Genomic DNA, 17437 nt, shown 5'->3' with positions numbered 1-17437 from the left:
CGCAACTTATGTTGCGGCATTTTTGGTTTACTTTTTCACTTTAGCGTTAGCAAACGCATCGGCGAACGCATTGCCCATCATGGCATTACCCGTATCGCGTTTTGGTTTGGCAGCCCGAGGCTGGTGATTATTGCCTCGAGCATTACTTTGTGGCTTTTGCTTCGCTGCAGGTGCCGGCTTATTACTAGTGTCAATGTCATCGTCTAAGCGCATGGTAAAGCTAATACGTTTTCGCGCAGCATCTACCTCAACGACTTTTACTTTTACAATATCACCAGCTTTAACAACTTCGCGTGGATCAGAAATAAACTTATTCGTAATTGCTGAAATATGCACTAGGCCATCTTGATGCACGCCTACATCAACAAATGCGCCAAAGTTAGCTACGTTTGATACAACACCTTCTAAGATCATACCGGGTTTTAAGTCAGAGATTTTTTCAACACCGGCTTTAAACTCAGCAGTTTTAAATTCAGGGCGTGGATCACGGCCGGGTTTATCGAGCTCGCTGATAATATCAGTGACGGTGGGTAGGCCGAATTTGTCATCAATATAATCATTTGCAACTAGCTTATTGAGTACTTCAGAATTACCAATAAGGCTGTGTACATCTAAATTACTTTGCTCACTAATTCGCTTTACAACAGGATAAGCTTCAGGGTGCACAGATGAGTTATCCAGAGGGTCTTTACCGTTACTTATTTTTAAGAAACCCGCCGCTTGCTCAAATGCCTTAGGTCCTAAACGCTCAACTTTTTTAAGCTCTGAACGTTTAGCGAATGAGCCATTAGCATCACGGTAATTTACAATATTTTGCGCAAGCGTTTTATTTAATCCAGATACACGGGTCAGCAAAGGAACTGACGCCATGTTTAAATCAACGCCGACCGTGTTTACACAGTCTTCAACAACAGCCGTTAGCGTTTGACCTAATTGACTTTGTGAAACATCGTGTTGATATTGGCCTACACCAATTGATTTAGGCTCAATTTTTACAAGCTCTGCTAATGGGTCTTGTAAGCGGCGGGCGATAGAAACCGCACCACGGATAGATACATCCAAATCAGGAAACTCTTTTGCCGCAAATTCAGACGCTGAATAAACTGATGCGCCGGCTTCGCTAACAATAATCTTATTTAACTTCAACTCGGTGTTGGCTTTGATTAATTCAGCAACCAATTTATCTGACTCACGAGAAGCCGTACCGTTGCCTATCGCAATAAGCTCTACTTTATGTTGACGACACAATTGCTCTAAAGTACGTAGTGATTTGTCCCAATGATTTTGTGGCGCATGAGGAAAAATAGTTTGCGAAGCAAGTAATTTACCTGTGCTATCAACCACCGCGACCTTACAACCAGTACGAAGGCCAGGATCAAGTCCAAGTGTTGTGCGTGCTCCCGCAGGTGCAGCCATTAGTAAGTCTTTTAAATTTTTAGCAAAAACATCAATCGCACCGGTTTCTGCTTTTTCACGCATAGCAGCTAAAAACTCGTTTTCTAAATGTAAGCTCAGCTTAATTTTCCATGCCCATTGCACTACTGTCATTAACCAAGCACTGGCCGCTTGGTTTTTTATATCTAAGCGATAATGATCAGCAATCATGATGGCGCAAACAATCGCTGCATCTTCGGCGCTTGGTTCAGGATTAATACTTAGTTGTAAAATACCTTCATTGCGTGCACGCAGCATAGCAAGTGCGCGATGAGAAGGAGTTTTCTTTAGTGGCTCTTGGTGTTCAAAGTAATCACGGTACTTTGCGCCAGCTTGTTCTTGCCCTTTAATAACGCGAGCTTCAATTTGACCATGTTGGCTAATGTGGCTACGAAACTTTGCCAGCAGTTTTGCATCTTCAGCAAAGCGCTCCATCAGAATAAATTTCGCGCCTTCGAGCACAGCCTTGGTGTCTGCAAACCCTGCATCACTATTAATAAATTGCTCTGCTTGTTGTTCAGGGTTTAGTGATGCATCTTTAAATAGGCCCTCAGCGAGTGGCTCAATACCCGCTTCAATGGCAATTTGACCTTTAGTACGACGCTTTGGCTTGTAAGGAAGATAAAGGTCTTCAAGCTCAGTTTTACTATCTGCATTATTGATATCAGCTTCAAGGTTAGCGCTGAGTTTATCCTGCGATTTAATGGTAGCTAATATAAACGTTCTTCGCTCTTCAAGCTCGCGTAAATAAGATAGGCGCTGTTCTAATAAACGTAATTGGGTGTCATCTAAGCCACCGGTTACTTCTTTACGATAGCGTGCAATAAAAGGCACAGTCGCGCCTTCATCAAGTAACTTTATTGCAGCAACAACTTGTTGCTGTTGAGCATTTAGCTCAGTGGCTAAACGTGCAGAGAGTGTGCTCATGCATAAACCTTTTCAAACGAAAAATAAAGCCAGTATTACTCTACTGGCACAATAGACTGGTTGAATAATATCACAGTACTAAGCAATGGAAAGGCCTTAAAAGCTGAGCTTTTAAGGCCTTATTAAAATCACTGTCACAACGCACAAAAAGAGTTGTTAATGTGGGTGATCCACTTGCTCTAATACTTCACTAAAAGTATGTGCAATCGGGCTAATGTGCAATGGGATTGAAAATGTTTTAGTAATTTCTCTGGCTGAAATTAAGCCGCAAATTTCATTGTTTGCTGTCGTTACTAATAAGAACATAACGCCGTGATGTTCCATAGTTTGCAGAGCATCACCAATACAGGCATAGCTTAAACTTTGCATGCTAACGCCTGTTAAGTGAGAAATAGGGGTCATCACATAGCGTAAGCTAACATCAGCACGATTAACATTTAAACGCTGTGCAAGCATCATAATTTTAGCGCTTTGCAAATCAGCACTAGATACTAGCCCTATGAGTTTTTCATTGTCATCAACAACCAAAATAAAGTCAGTGTGCTGGCTGCTTGTTTGATATAGAGCATCGATAATGCTGGTATCGAAGTGAGCACGTAGGGGATCTTTTTGCGTAAAGTTATTAACCATTTCTAGCGCTGGAGAGGTTAAATCAATAAGCGGTTGTGTTTCGCTGTAAACATGAGATAACACGCCTTTAGATACATCTTGGGTACGTAATTCTTTAAAATTTGACATAATAGCCACCATTTAAGTTTATTTAATTTGTTAGTGAGAAAAGTGATTAACTAAATTAAATGACTTGGCGGCCCTCGTACTGAGGCGCGATTAAAAAGTGTAGCTAATTGAGGCTTCACATAATTCGAAAGTGTTAATTCAGGAGGTGGTTGAAGCGCCCCTAAATTGAGTCCGTTGGCATGTGTATCAATGTCAACGTCAAGATTTGCTTGGTCGGGAATATCACAAGCAATAAGTTGTATTGAGTGGGTGGTTGATCTTTCAGAGTCATTAAAATCGTGAGCAAAGATAGACAAACTCACACTCATTAAGAGCGTAAATAACACGGCATTACTAACTATGCGATGTATTAAGTTTGACATAACACGACCTTTCGATAACAACATCAAGTGCAAAATGCTTTACTTGAGTAACCTTATTTATAGTCCACTAACACACTTTATACAATCAATTATTAACCTTATCTGAATTATCCTAGACAACGATTAGCTTGCTTACTTTTCTCCCGGATACTCAATATGATTGACGTACCATTCTTTTTTACCTTGTGGGGTAGTGACGTAAAACTCATCATCCACTTGTTTTTTTAGTAAAGCTCGTGCCATTGGAGAGTCGATAGAAATATAGTCTTTGCGGTCATAAATTTCGTCAGGACCGACAATTCTAAACTTTAATACTTCACCTTGTTCGTTTTCGACTTCTACCCATGCGCCAAAGAACACTTTACCGGCTTGTTGCGGGGAATAATCAATGATTTGCAAATCTGGCATGCGCTTTCGTAAATAACGTACTCGGCGGTCTATTTGTCTAAGTAATCGTTTATTATATTGGTAATCTGCATTTTCAGAACGGTCTCCTAAGCTTGCAGCCCAGCTAACAATCTTAGTGACTTCTGGGCGCTTAACATTCCAAAGGTGGTCATGTTCTTGTTGTAATTGTGCGTACCCTTCGCGGGTGATTAAGTTAGTTTTCACTGTTTATTCTCAAATTATTTAAGCCAAAAGGTAAACAAACCTCCTTGCTTGTTCACATCTTATCTAGGTGTTTGAAATGTTGTGTAACAATCTAATTCAGCAATTTGTTTTTTATTCGTAAAGTTTCATTTATATTAACTATTAACAAGTCAAAAACAACAAGAATGAAAGTTATGGGACACGAAACCACAAAAGTATTAGTCGTCGATGATGATATGCGGTTGCGCAGTTTATTAGAGCGTTACTTAGTTGAGCAAGGATTTATTGTCCGTAGTGCAGCTAATTCAGAGCAAATGGATAGGCTTCTAGAGCGTGAAAACTTTCATTTAATGGTACTTGATTTAATGCTGCCTGGTGAAGATGGCTTATCTATTTGCCAGCGTCTGCGCCAAAAAGAGAATGAAATTCCTATTGTTATGCTAACAGCTAAAGGTGACGAGGTTGATCGTATTATAGGATTAGAGCTCGGCGCTGATGATTATATCCCAAAGCCGTTTAATCCACGTGAATTACTGGCACGTATTAAAGCAATTTTACGTCGCCGCGCAAAAGAAGTGCCCGGAGCCCCTGCCGCTGAAGAAAATGAAATTAGTTTTGGTGATTTTGCACTAAACCTTGCCACACGAGAAATGACTCATGGCGACAAAACGATGTCGTTAACCAGTGGTGAGTTTGCAGTATTGAAGGCCTTAGTTACTCACCCAAGAGAACCGCTTAGCCGTGATAAATTAATGAACTTAGCGAGAGGCCGAGATTATAGTGCGCTTGAGCGTAGCATTGATGTACAAGTGTCACGGTTGCGTCGAATGATTGAAGAAGACGCTGCTAATCCTCGTTATATCCAAACTGTGTGGGGGTTAGGTTATGTGTTTGTTCCAGACGGTGAAAAATAACCTTTTATGAGTATGTTTCCCAAAAGTGCATTTGGTCAAACGGTGTTTTTGGTGGCGGCATTACTGCTTATAAACCAAGTTGTGTCCTACATCACGGTGAGTCTGTATGTCGTTAAACCGACGATCGAGCAGGTAAATCTTATCCTAGCTAAACAAGTTAAAACAGTGTTTATTGACTGGGAAGACGGTGTAGAAATTAGCAATGAAGTATCGAATAAGTTTTTCGAGATCACAGGTATAGAAGTGATGACTCAGCGCCAAGCTATGAGCGAGGGGTTAGGACAAACTCGTGAATACCCGATGCTGTCGCGAAGTATGTCTGAGCAGTTAAACGGCTCGGCCAGAGTGCGGATCAGTCAAATAGGCCCTTTGGTTTATTGGGTTGAGGCACCGCAAGCCCCTGGCTATTGGGTAAAAGTACCGCTTACAGGATTTAAAGATAACAACCTCGAATTTTTAACTTTCTACTTATCAAGTATTGGCTTTTTAAGTGTGTTAGGTGGGTGGCTATTTGCAAGGCACTTAAATCGCCCATTAAAAGAGTTACAGCAAGCTGCGGTAAAGGTGGGTGTTGGAGACTTTTCGACTAAGCTTGAAGAGCATGGTTCGACCGAAGTTATGGAAGTAACTAGAGCTTTTAACCAAATGTCGCGCGGTATAGCTGCGCTTGAAAACGACCGACGCTTATTGATGGCGGGCGTATCGCATGATTTACGCACACCACTTACACGCATTCGTCTTGCCACCGAGATGATGTCAGCAGAAGAGGACTATCTGCGCGAGGGCATAATTTACGACATTGAGGATATGAATGCCATTATCGATCAATTTATCGAATATTTACGTCATCATAAGCGTGAAGAGTTGGCTTTAGAGGACTTAAACGCGATTGTTTCTGAAGTGGTACATTCTGAACAAAAGCATCAACGTAGTATTCGTTTTATTGAAGATATAAATCTCGATAATGTGCCGTTAAGTATGGTGGCAATTAAGCGCGTAATAACCAATATGATTGAAAATGCCATTCGTTATTCTGACGGCGATATAGAGGTTCAAACCGCGCTGAGTCATGATAAAAAGTATGCCATTGTAATGGTTAACGACTATGGCCCAGGTATTCCAGAAAGTGAACTTGAAACAGTATTTGAGCCCTTTAAACAAGGTGATGCCGCCCGAGGCAGTGAAGGCAGTGGGCTTGGTTTAGCTATTATCAAACGAATAATTGATATGCATAGTGGTAAAGTAAAGTTAGTAAATCGCCCGGAAGGGGGATTAAGTGCACAGGTTTTTCTCCCTTTTAAATAAGTGATTTAAACTCAGGTTGAGTAACCTGATGTAGTACTCAAGTATATATAGGAGTTGTATACAAAATGGACGATGGTAAATTTACTAAATTAAAGCAGCTAATGGACAAAGGTAAGTGGCCTTATATCTTTGTGTATGGTGTGCTTGGTTGGGGTGTTTCGACAGCTATTTTATTTTCGCTACTACAAGCTTTTTTAGGCGAAGTTGCTTTTTTAGATGTATTATCGCTCTCGCTTATTTTGTTCCCAATAGGAGGTTTGTTTTGGGGACTTTATATGTGGTCTTACTTAGGTAAACAATATGCCAAGGCTGTAAATGAGCGTAGTTCAGTATCACTTAAGTGAGTGACTCTTTCTATTCAGTTCAAGTGTTTAAGGCGCTGTGTTAACTGCGCCTTAAACGTATCTCTCATTTTAAATAGCTTTAAACCTAATTGCAGTGCCGCCACTCGTCGCTAACTTTAGCGATAACGTATCTTTGGCTGTTACGATTCGTTGTTCTATCTTGATATCGTAAGGGGTGTTTTTCCACTCCGCCTTATCGCCATCTTTGTAGATTTGTGCTTCAAATACTTTACCGGGCTCTAAAAAGTCGAGTTTGATATCAATCGTACGTGCATGCTCATCAGTCACAGCGCCTAAATACCAATCATTTCCTGAGTAGTTATCACGTTTACGTTCTTTACGGGCAAACACTACGTAGTCGCCAACTTCACCTGCTAATGCGATACTTTGTTGCCAATCAGTGGGTACGTCTTGAATGAACTGAAATGCATCTGGTTTGGCTAAATAATTACGCGGTAGATCTGCGGCCATTTGAATTGGGCTATACATCACCACATACAAAGCCAGTTGCTTAGCTAGGGTAGTTTGCGGGCGGTTAGTATCAGCGCCTAAGCCATTAAATCCCATGTCAAATATGCCCGGAGTAAAATCCATTGGGCCAGCTAACATGCGAGTAAAAGCAAGCATCGGAATATGTTCTGGTGGATTAGGAGGTGTGCCCCATGCATTAAACTCTTGGCCTCGAGCACCTTCACGAGCAATCCAATTAGGGTAAGTTCGGCGCAGGCCGGTGTCTTTAATTGGTTCATGAGTATTGATGCTGAGTTTGTGTTTAGCAGCCAGTTTTATACTGTGCAGGTATTCGTTAACCATAAATTGGCCGTCATGCCATTCTTTTCTAATAATGCCATTTTCATCAATACGCTTGATGTTACCGCCATCAGCAACGTAACCCGTTTTTATTTGGCTAACGTTAGATTTTTCATATAAGGCGTAAGCATCTTCCATTTGATTACGGTAGTTTGTCACATTACCAGAGGTTTCATGGTGACCAATTAACTGCACGCCTTTTTGCTTACCGTAACGAGTCAGCTCTTTAATATCAAAGTCATCGTAAGGCTGAGTAAAGCTAAATACATCGCCGTTAAAGAACCAATCTCCGTCCCAGCCAAGATTCCAGCCCTCGACTAATACGCCGTCAAAGCCATATTGAGCGGCAAAATCCATATAATATTTGGTATTTTGCGTGGTGGCACCGTGTTTTTCACCGCTACCCCATGTGGTTTCGTTTATATGCATACCCCACCAAATACCAACGTACTTGCCCGGTTTTACCCAGGAAACATCGCCTAATTTATTCGGCTCGTTTAGGTTTAAGATAATGTCAGAGTTGATTAAATCAATGGCTTTCTCACCTATTTGCACTGTACGCCAAGGAGTAGTGAATGCCCCTTGTTTTTTAACGGCTATGCCATCTGACCATGGTGTTAAATCTGCTTGCAAAGTACCAGGTCGACGTTGGTTCAGTACCATACCTGCGTAATCAACTAATGCTGCTTCATGAATACTAACGTGCACGCCATCAGCATTTTTAAATGTAAATGGTGTGTGCGCTAATGCCGCGTCTTGCAAAGGTGTTGTGTTGTAAACATATTCGTAGCGATTCCAGCCGCGCGCGGGGATCCACCAAGCTGTCGCTTTATCTGCGGCAGTTATTGCAAATTCGGTAAGCTCTTTGGTTATTTGTATATCTTCAAAACCTGTTTGCTTTGGTACTTCATAGCGAAACCCTACGCCACTATCAAATGCTCTAAAGCGTACAGTGTATGTCCCACCATGAGGAGCTGGCTTACTAAAAGTGACCGCTACTTCATTATGATGATCAACAACGGTCTGTCGTTCTCCCCATGGCTGTTGCCATTGGCTCTGGACCTGATTATTTGTAATATCGGTGATTGTGAAGCCTTCGTCAAATGCAGCTTGCTGCTTAAACTCAAACCCTAGGGACGAGTTTTCAATAACATTTTTATTGTTAAAGCTAATTGAGTAATGAGGTGCAGAGTCTTGATCTGAAATGGTTATTTTTATTTTCTTATTTGGGGATTCAACAATAGCTTGCTTGGCAAAGCTGCTGCTGGAAAGTAAAACTAATAGTAGTAGAGAGAATCGCATTGTGTGTCCAATTGGTTTGATCGGTGCACAGATAGAATAAATGACCAAGAGAGGTTTTACGAGGTAGCTGCATACGTATTCAATTGGCGGGCACTTATTAATCAATTATTAAAATATCTGAAAATACGACTTAAATATGCCTATAATAAAATAAATCAAATAATAATATTGTCACCCAGATGAAGCTCCTTAGTATTATTTTATTAATGTTGTTAGCGTTCAGTAGCCAAGCAGTCACCCTTACTGTTTATAATCAAAGTCAACAAATACAACCCAACGTTGTAGTATGGTTGCACCCAAAGACCCCGATTATTGAGCCTCGTCAGCCAGAAACTAAATTTATTATGGGGCAAAAAGATCGCCAATTCACGCCACATATTTTAGTTGTTGAACAAAATGGCCTCGTTGATTTCCCTAATGCAGATTCGATTATGCACCACGTATACTCGTTTTCTAAAAGTAAGTCGTTTGAACTCAAGCTTTATCGCGAGCAACCTCAAGATCCAATTAAGTTTGAGCAAACAGGCGTTGTTGAGCTTGGGTGTAACATACATGATTGGATGCTGGGCTATATTGTGGTTGTTGATAGCCCATACTACGGCATTACTGATGAACAAGGTCAATTGACGTTAGATATTCCACAAGGTGATTACACTTTGACTGCATGGCATGAGGGATTTAGTGATATTAGCTCTACTGAGTCCCAGCAAATAATGGTAAATAGTGACACTACACGCTATCAACTCAAGCAAGTGTTAATACCGCGCATTGCAATTGGTGTAGATGAATATGATGATTATTAAACACTCCTTACGTGCCATTATGATACTAGGTGCAGTTGCTGCTTTTAATGCAAGCGCACAAATAAAAGGGTTGTTGCAAGTTAGTGCTGTTAAGGGTGACTCGCAAGCAAGTTGGCAGGAAGGTGGTGTTGGCTTATATCGCTTTGATAGTGACACCGATGGATTACTGCTATCACAGGGGCTGCTTGATTTTCGCACCGATTTAACCACTGCATGGTCTGCTCATGGTGTAATAAATGCTTATCAAGACCCGGAACCTACGCTGGGTTTTACGCAAGCTTATTTACAGTACAAGCCGCTGACACAGAGCAAATATAAATGGCACCTTCGAGTCGGTGGGTTTTACCCATTACTCTCACTTGAAAATCCAGACATGGGATGGTTGTCTCCTTATAATTATACCAATTCAGCCATTAACTCATGGGTAGGTGAAGAGCTCCGCACACTGGGCGTTGAAGCTACAATAAAACGTCCAGGGCGCAGCTTTAACAGTGCTCATAGCTTTTCATTTATTGGTGCAACATTTAAAGGAAATGATCCTGCCGGCACCTTATTGGCTTGGCGAGGCTTTGCACTGCATGACAGGCAAACAACATTTAACGAAAGTATTGCATTTGCGCCTGTTACTTCACTAAATACACCGCAGCTTCAGTTTCAAGCTAATCAGGTATTACCATTTGAAGAAGTGGATGGACGTTACGGTTACTATGTTGGCATGCATTGGGATTATTTAAAGCAATCTCAGTTTAGGTTTTATTATTATGATAATAATGGTGATCCTGCTGCGATTAATTACAGCACTGGGCAATACGCATGGGATACGCGCTTTTCAAGTGCCGCATGGCTTTACAAGTTCACTAGCAAAACGCGACTAATTACACAGCTGATGTCAGGCCGCACAGCAATGGGGGCCAAGCGCGGAGTTGATAATCGATTTTATAGTCACTTTGTTTTGTTAAGTCATAAATTAGCGCAACACCGACTTTCTATACGTTATGACTATTTTGAAGTCACTGATAAAGATGATTGGGCGTTTGACCCTAATGCTAGCCACGGAGAGAGCATTACAGCCACTTGGCGCTACCAACTAAATCAGCAATGGCAATTGGGAGTCGAAGCTTCTGCGTTACGCAGCCAAGCAGATAATCGCCCGTCAATGGGGTTATCACCACTTATTTCACAACAACAAATTGCATTAAATGCGCAATGGCGATTCTGATTTTAGGCAATACGAAGTTTATCTACTATCTTTATACTTTAAGCTCATGAGTATGCTGAGGTGATAAGTGAAGTTACAAAGCATTCGTGTCAAAAGTTCATTACCTATCGTGCTGTTAGGTATTGCTATTATAGTATTAATTGCAGGTTATACTTATTTAATTAACTTGCAAAAAGTTGCGCTTGAAGCCCAATCTGAGCGCTTTTTAAATGCAATTTCGGTTGTTTTAAATGCTGATAGAGACCTTTATCAAGCTAAAGTAGCGGAGTTAAATTTAGTTACCAATAAACAAGGTGACACAGAAGAGTTACAAAGCCACAGTGAAAATGCGCAGCAGGTTGCAGATCGTTTTAATCAATACTTAAGCTACCTGTCGGTTTATCCAGAAATCACCGCTAGTTTTAATAATTTTGATACGGCATTTTCTCGTTGGTTATCCGCTTCAGAGGCATTTATAAACGCACCCCAAAACAAATCTCTAAGGCAGGCGGCTGATAGTGAGTTTAATGCTTTGCGTGATATTTTAGATAAGGCAGGAGAGCGCGCTGAGTCGGTATCTAAAATTGAAAAGCAAAAGCTCATTGATAAGGTTAGCAGCACTAAGTGGCTGTTACTTTTGATGAGCGCACTAATCTTACTAATCGCAGGGTGGTTTAGTTACCAAATTCCGCGTCAATTAACCAAACAAATGAATTATGTCACTAATAGAATCAATGAAATAGCGTCAGGCGATGGTGATTTGACTGGGCGAATATCAATCAAGAGCCAAGATGAATTTTCTGAGCTTGCTACCGCATTTAACCGCTTTTTAGATAATTTGCAGCAGCTTATACGCGATATTTTAGTGCAAGCGAATGAATTAAACACCTTGGGCGGGGATTTAAGCCAGTTTGCAAACCAAAACAGTAATGTTAACCAAAAACTTAACCAAGCATCAGAGTCTATTGTCAGTGCAGTCCATCAAATGAGTGTTGCCAGTCGTGAGGTTGCGGGTGTAGCACAGCAATCGTCCAAAGAGGCCGATAACTCGCAAGCTTTAGCTAAGGATGGGCTTAGTGCCGTCGCCAGCTCTAGTAATAAAATTATCGCGTTGTCTGAAAACATGGAACACGCTAGTAATAAATCAACAGAGTTACAGCAAAGCTCTGACAACATAGCCAAGGTTTTAGAGGTAATACGTGCAATTGCAGAGCAAACTAATCTGCTTGCACTGAACGCTGCAATTGAAGCGGCCCGAGCTGGTGAGCAAGGGCGTGGGTTTGCTGTAGTGGCTGATGAAGTTCGAACGTTGGCAACGCGCACTCAAGAAAGCACCAATGATATTCAAAATATGGTCGAACAGTTTGCGAGTAGTGTAGAGCAGTCCTTAACGGCTATTAATAGTGGTAAAGGACTTGCAGATGATGCTGTGGCATCATTTAGCCAAACTAAGGATGTACTCAATGCTATGCAGAGCTCATCTATTAAAGTTAATGAAATGGCGATGCAAACAGCGCATGCAACGGATGAGCAAACAACTGTTGCTGAAGAAATAAGTCACAATTTATCATCGCTCAATGATCAAACATTACAAGGTGGAGAGCTTGCTCGCTCAACAGAAGATGTGGCACTTAGGATGAATCAACTTACAGGTGAGTTAAGCAATTTAGTGAAACGTTTTAAGGTTTAAAAACGATTTATACTGCGTTATTAATTTTAACAATAGAACCACTATTACTTGCAATTAATGCCTTGCCTGAATCGCTTTTAATTTCAACTGAAACTGGCACCTTTAGGTGGTTTGGGCGTATTAAAGTAAAAAGGGGCTACTAAGCCCCTATTTCACGACATTTAAATTCAAATCAACTTCGAGGGTTATCTGCTTATTTTTTATCGAATGCGCGCTTCATAAAGTTTGGTGTTGCAAGCGCACCATAATGAATCCCACTGTTGTAATACTCTGTACTCTTTGCAAGGTCAGTAGCTGCATCTTCCCTAAATCCTGCAAATTCTTCATCTTTACGCGCGAGTGTTACCGACCATAAGCCACTTGGGTAAATAGGTTGCGGGAATGGTAATGTTTGTAAGTCGTTAAAGCCCACCTCAGTCATTGCATCACGCATTTCAACAAGTAAAGGCATATGCATTAGAGGTGATTCACTTTGTTGTACCATTATCCCGCCAGGGCGTAATGCTTTTAGGCAGCTGGTGTAAAAGGCGTGATTAAATAAGCCTTCACCCGGACCTACGGGGTCTGTGCCATCAACGATTACAATATCGATTGACTCAGGCGCCGCTTCGCGCATGTATTTAATTCCATCATCAAACATCACTGTGGCACGTGGGTCTTGGTTTGCTTCGCACAGTTCAGGAAAATACTTAAGTGACATTTGTGTAACTACTTCGTCGATATCAATTTGTGTCACTGACTCAACACCTGTGTGTTTTAGTACTTCACGTAGCGTACCGCAGTCACCGCCACCAATAATAACTACATTTTTAGGATTTGGATGTGCTAATAAAGCTGGGTGGCTGATCATTTCATGATAAAAGAAGTTTTCACGACTGCTTACCATTGTGCAACCATCAATAATCATTAAGTTGCCAAAATCAGTGGTTTCGAACATCTCAACTTTTTGAAAAGGAGATTGTTTCTCGTCTAATTTTTTATTAATACGTAGAGAAAACGCACTGCCGTCGCGTTCACTGATTTCGGTAAACCATTTGCTTTGATCTAAATTTGCCATGTCGCTAGCTACACTTTTAGTTGAGTAAGAAAAAGGGGGCAATTCTGCCAGTGGTTGGCGGTTTGCTCAATGAAATTTTTATAGTATAGCGAATATTTTCTTCCCACTTTGGCTTAAAGGTTAATTTTTGTTAGCGTAGGATGTTATGACGTATTAAAATAACCGATTCCGCCAAACAGTTAACTTAAGAAGATTTGCCATGACTTGGGGTTTAGACACAGCACGCGCTACTTATAACGTTGCACATTGGAGTGACGGTTATTTTGATATAAACAGCCAAGGCGAGTTGGTCGCTTATCCTGATGGCGATCAAACTAAAACGGCAATTTCGTTAAGCGAATTAACAGAGCAATTTAAAAAGCAAGGGTTAACGCTACCCGTACTGGTGCGATTTACTGATATCTTACAAAATCGAGTAGACACGCTCACTAGTGCATTTTGTAAAGCACGTGGTGCTCGCGACTATCAAGGTCAGTATACGTGTGTATATCCAATTAAAGTAAATCAACAGCGTTCGGTTGTAAGTAAGTTATTAGCACACCCAAGTGGCTTAGTGGGTCTTGAAGCAGGTTCAAAGCCCGAGCTTATGGCTATACTTGGCGTTGCCACCTCACCGATTACAATTGTCTGCAATGGTTACAAAGACAGTGAGTTTTTACGACTTGCGTGTATTGGTCAGGCGATGGGGCACAAAGTCAAAATAGTGGTCGAAAAACTATCGGAATTAACCACTTTACTGGCTGAAATTGAAGATTTAGGCATTGAACCTGCAATTGGCATCCGCATCCGTTTGAATTCGGTTGGTAAAGGCAAGTGGCAAAATACCGGTGGAGAAAAAGGTAAGTTTGGCTTAACAGCAGGACAAGTGTTAAGTGCTGTTGAAGTGCTTAAGCAGCATAATAAATTGCATTTGATGCAAATGGTACATTTTCATATTGGTTCTCAGATTGCCAATATTCGCGACATTCATCGGGCGTTACGCGAGTGCGCTCGTCACTTTGCTGAACTGACCCAATTAGGTGTGCCACTGAACACCGTTGATGTGGGTGGCGGCTTAGGTGTTGATTATGAAGGCTCAGGCTCACGCAGTGCATGCTCTATGAATTACACAGTTGATGAGTACGCTAGGAATGTGGTTAATGCATTCGCAGAAGTGTGTGAGCAACATACGCTTACTCATCCCGCTATTATTACTGAGTCAGGCCGTGCACTCACAGCCCATCACGCCGTTTTGATTACGGATGTGATTGATGTTGAAACCGCCCCTAATTACGCTAACCCAAGCGCTCCAGAGCCAAATAGCGTGTTAGTGTTGGATGAAATGTGGCAATGTTTACAACGTTTAACTCCACGTATGGCTTTAGAAATCTACCACGATGCAATGCATCTATTCAGCGAAGCACATGATCAATACGTACATGGGTTAGTGAGTATGATGGAGTGGGCGAAAATAGAGCAGCTGTATTTCACTATTCTACATCGCGTTCGCGCGTCTTTAAGCAATGCTCGTGCTCACCGCGAAGTATTAGATGATTTAAATGAAAAGCTAGCAGATAAATTATTTGTGAACTTTTCATTGTTTCAATCACTGCCAGATGTTTGGGGTATCCAACAACTATTTCCTGTAATGCCAATAGAAAACTTGAATAAACCATTAACACAACGGGCGATTATTCAAGATATAACTTGTGATTCAGACGGTCAAATTCGTGAATATGTCGAAGGTGCAGGCATTGAAACAAGTTTACCTATTCCTCAGTATCAGCCTGGCCAGCAATACCATATTGCTATGTTTATGGTTGGCGCGTACCAAGAGATTTTAGGAGATTTACATAATTTGTTTGGCGATACAGACTCAGTGCATGTGGAGCTGAACGAACAAGGTTACCAATTAACCAACGCAATAAAAGGTGATAGCGTTAAGGATGTATTAAAGTTTGTTGACTATGATAGCGCAATTTTAGCTGAGAACTTTGCCAACACGATTGCAGAATTAACCGTTAGTGACGCAGAGAAAGCGCAGTATTTAGTTGAGCTAAATGCAGGGTTAGCTGGTTACACCTATTTTGAAGATTAATATCAGACAATTTAATGAAAGGAATTAAGTCGTAATGTCTATGATCCGCTGTGTTTTTAGTATGTTTTTTTACGCCCTAAATACTGTGATTTGGTTTATTCCCATTTTTATTTTTGGCTTAATAAAATTACTGCCAATTAAACCATTGCAAAAAGCCATGAGTTGGGCAGCTAAAAAATGCGCCACTATGTGGGTGACCTGCAACTCACTCAATCAAAATGTATTTACACCGTATCAACTAAATGTGACCGGTCTTGAGCAAGTTAAGCTCAAAGACTGGTATTTGATTATTGCTAACCACCAAAGCTGGGTCGATATCCTAGTATTGCAGCGCTTATTAAATCGCAGAATTCCGTTTTTAAATTTCTTTTTGAAGAAGGAGCTTATCTATGTGCCTGTGCTTGGTTTGGCTTGGTGGGCTTTAGATTTTCCATTTATGACCCGCACCAGTAAAAGCCAACTTAAAAAGAACCCTAAATTGCGTGGTAAAGACTTAGAAACAACCCGTAAAGCCTGCGAGAAGTTTAAAGAAATGCCTGTGAGCATCGTAAACTTTGTAGAAGGGACACGTTTCACTCAGGAAAAGCATCAGCGTCAAAAAAGCCCGTTTCCACATTTACTTAAACCTAAAGCCGGTGGTATTGCATTTGTGATGCAGGCGATGGGAGAGCAAATATCAAAAGTGGTTAATGTGACTATTCAGTACCCCGATGGTATTCCTACTTTTGTCGACTTTGCCAGCGGGCGTGTAAAAAATATCAATGTTCATGTTGAAGTGTTGCCAGTCAGCCCTGAGTTAATCGGGGATTACACCGCTGATAATGAGTTTAGAGTGCGCTTTCAGTCGGAGTTAAACCGATTGTGGGAAGAAAAAGAACAGCAAATTATCAAATTAGAGCAGCAATCTAAGTGATTATAAAAAGCGAGTTTATATGCTAAATAAAATCATACCGAATTGGCTAAACGGCCTGCTTGTAGGCACGGTACTATTTAGCAATACTTTGCTGTGGGGCATATTAGTTTTAATACTAGGTGTCATAAAGCTTGTATTACCTTTTGCATGGGTAAGTGACTTATTACACTGTGCTTATCGAGGGTGGTGTAGTGGAAACCGAATTGGCTTAAATTTAAGTAATGCGCAGCTTGATATCAAGATTGCAGGTGATGTAAACAAGCATGGCTGGTACTTGTTAGTTTCAAACCACTTAAGTTGGCTTGATATCGTCGTATTAAGTGCAATAGATGCGCTGCCTGCGCCAAAATTCTTTTTAAAGGATGAGTTGAAGTATGTACCTTTGATTGGCTCAGGTGCATGGGCAATGGGTATGCCATTTATGAAGCGCGTGTCGAAAGCACAGATTGCACGTAACCCGCAATTAAAAGGGCTCGATGTAGAACGCACAAAACGCAGTTGTCGAAATTTCCGTAGTCACCCAACAACGATCATTAATTTTGTTGAAGGCACGCGTTTTACTGTTTTAAAGCATCAGGCTCAAAGCAGCCCCTTTAAACACTTGCTTAAACCTAAAGCGGGTGGCGTTGCCTTTGCATTAGAAGTGCTCGGGGAGCAATTTGATGCCATACTCAACACCACTTTGGTGTATAACGCTAAAAGTGACCATATTTGTGCTAGCTTTCTGCGTGGACAGTTAAAAAAGATAACAGTTGGCATTACATTAACACCTGTAAGTCCAAATTTATTAGGTAATTACCAGCAAGACACAGCGTTTCGAGAGCAATTTCAAAAAAGCATTAACCAGTTATGGATGACAAAAGACAGTGAGTTAGCTCACGCATATGCACAGTACAATACTGACCCAGTAGTAATGGATGATAAGGAGATAAAAATACAGTGACTAAACAAACGCATTTACAGCAACTCATT

15 protein-coding genes are annotated in these 17437 nt (G+C 41.1%); 9 read left to right on the top strand and 6 right to left on the bottom strand.

The annotated features are described in order from the left end of the window. Positions 1-27 precede the first annotated feature (27 nt). The 4 genes from ACHUE3_RS16270 to greB form a co-directional block, all read right to left on the bottom strand. Positions 28-2361, bottom strand: a complete 2334-nt coding sequence (locus ACHUE3_RS16270; RefSeq protein ID WP_394193402.1) for a Tex family protein — start codon at positions 2359-2361, stop codon at positions 28-30. Positions 2362-2517: 156 nt separating this feature from the next. Further along, entirely contained in the window at positions 2518-3099 is a 582-nt protein-coding gene (locus ACHUE3_RS16265) for a CBS domain-containing protein (protein ID WP_394193401.1), read from the bottom strand. 50 nt (positions 3100-3149) lie between these two features. Next, the gene (locus tag ACHUE3_RS16260; RefSeq protein WP_394193400.1) at positions 3150-3461 is read right to left on the bottom strand and encodes a hypothetical protein; all 312 of its coding nucleotides are present in this window, start codon (positions 3459-3461) and stop codon (positions 3150-3152) included. A gap of 132 nt (positions 3462-3593) precedes the next feature. Continuing rightward, on the bottom strand, positions 3594-4073 hold the full coding sequence (gene greB / locus ACHUE3_RS16255) for a transcription elongation factor GreB (RefSeq protein ID WP_394193399.1): 480 nt from the start codon (positions 4071-4073) through the stop codon (positions 3594-3596). Positions 4074-4246: 173 nt separating this feature from the next. Between greB and ompR the strand changes: the two genes are divergently transcribed. From ompR to ACHUE3_RS16240, 3 genes are all read left to right on the top strand, one after another. Further along, a complete protein-coding gene (ompR, locus tag ACHUE3_RS16250) occupies positions 4247-4966 on the top strand; it encodes an osmolarity response regulator transcription factor OmpR (RefSeq protein ID WP_394193398.1) in 720 nt (239 codons plus the stop codon). 6 nt (positions 4967-4972) lie between these two features. Further along, positions 4973-6271, top strand: coding sequence for a two-component system sensor histidine kinase EnvZ (gene envZ / locus ACHUE3_RS16245; protein ID WP_394193397.1), 1299 nt, complete (start codon positions 4973-4975; stop codon positions 6269-6271). 65 nt (positions 6272-6336) lie between these two features. Then, positions 6337-6615, top strand: coding sequence for a hypothetical protein (locus tag ACHUE3_RS16240; protein WP_394193396.1), 279 nt, complete (start codon positions 6337-6339; stop codon positions 6613-6615). 69 nt (positions 6616-6684) lie between these two features. Here the strand turns inward: ACHUE3_RS16240 and ACHUE3_RS16235 are convergent, their stop codons facing one another. Continuing rightward, positions 6685-8727 (bottom strand): glycoside hydrolase family 97 protein, encoded by a 2043-nt coding sequence (locus tag ACHUE3_RS16235; RefSeq protein WP_394193395.1) that lies wholly within the window; start codon positions 8725-8727, stop codon positions 6685-6687. A gap of 179 nt (positions 8728-8906) precedes the next feature. Here ACHUE3_RS16235 and ACHUE3_RS16230 point away from each other — a divergent pair, with 179 nt between their 5' ends. From ACHUE3_RS16230 to ACHUE3_RS16220, 3 genes are all read left to right on the top strand, one after another. Then, a complete protein-coding gene (locus ACHUE3_RS16230; protein WP_394193394.1) occupies positions 8907-9530 on the top strand; it encodes a methylamine utilization protein in 624 nt (207 codons plus the stop codon). Further along, complete coding sequence (locus tag ACHUE3_RS16225; RefSeq protein ID WP_394193488.1) at positions 9520-10749, top strand: hypothetical protein; 1230 nt, start codon at positions 9520-9522, stop codon at positions 10747-10749. Before ACHUE3_RS16230 ends, ACHUE3_RS16225 begins: the two co-directional genes overlap by 11 nt. A gap of 67 nt (positions 10750-10816) precedes the next feature. Further along, complete coding sequence (locus ACHUE3_RS16220) at positions 10817-12418, top strand: methyl-accepting chemotaxis protein (protein WP_394193393.1); 1602 nt, start codon at positions 10817-10819, stop codon at positions 12416-12418. A 193-nt stretch (positions 12419-12611) separates the two neighbouring features. Here the strand turns inward: ACHUE3_RS16220 and speE are convergent, their stop codons facing one another. After that, a complete protein-coding gene (speE, locus tag ACHUE3_RS16215; protein WP_394193392.1) occupies positions 12612-13475 on the bottom strand; it encodes a polyamine aminopropyltransferase in 864 nt (287 codons plus the stop codon). 199 nt (positions 13476-13674) lie between these two features. Here speE and speA point away from each other — a divergent pair, with 199 nt between their 5' ends. Genes speA through ACHUE3_RS16200 form a run of 3 tightly spaced genes read left to right on the top strand, consistent with a single transcriptional unit; the run spans position 13675 to position 17408 of the window. Next, positions 13675-15552 (top strand): biosynthetic arginine decarboxylase, encoded by a 1878-nt coding sequence (gene speA / locus ACHUE3_RS16210; RefSeq protein WP_394193391.1) that lies wholly within the window; start codon positions 13675-13677, stop codon positions 15550-15552. Between the two features lie 34 nt (positions 15553-15586). Continuing rightward, complete coding sequence (locus ACHUE3_RS16205; RefSeq protein ID WP_394193390.1) at positions 15587-16465, top strand: acyltransferase; 879 nt, start codon at positions 15587-15589, stop codon at positions 16463-16465. A gap of 19 nt (positions 16466-16484) precedes the next feature. After that, positions 16485-17408: an acyltransferase gene (locus ACHUE3_RS16200; RefSeq protein ID WP_394193389.1), complete on the top strand. Its 924-nt coding sequence runs from the start codon at positions 16485-16487 to the stop codon at positions 17406-17408. Positions 17409-17437: the final 29 nt, after the last annotated feature.

Source organism: Pseudoalteromonas atlantica, assembly GCF_043641955.1.
Taxonomy (GTDB): domain Bacteria; phylum Pseudomonadota; class Gammaproteobacteria; order Enterobacterales; family Alteromonadaceae; genus Pseudoalteromonas; species Pseudoalteromonas atlantica_A.
The sequence above is the reverse complement of the archived record's forward strand: the minus strand, read 5'-3'. Positions and strand labels throughout refer to the sequence as shown.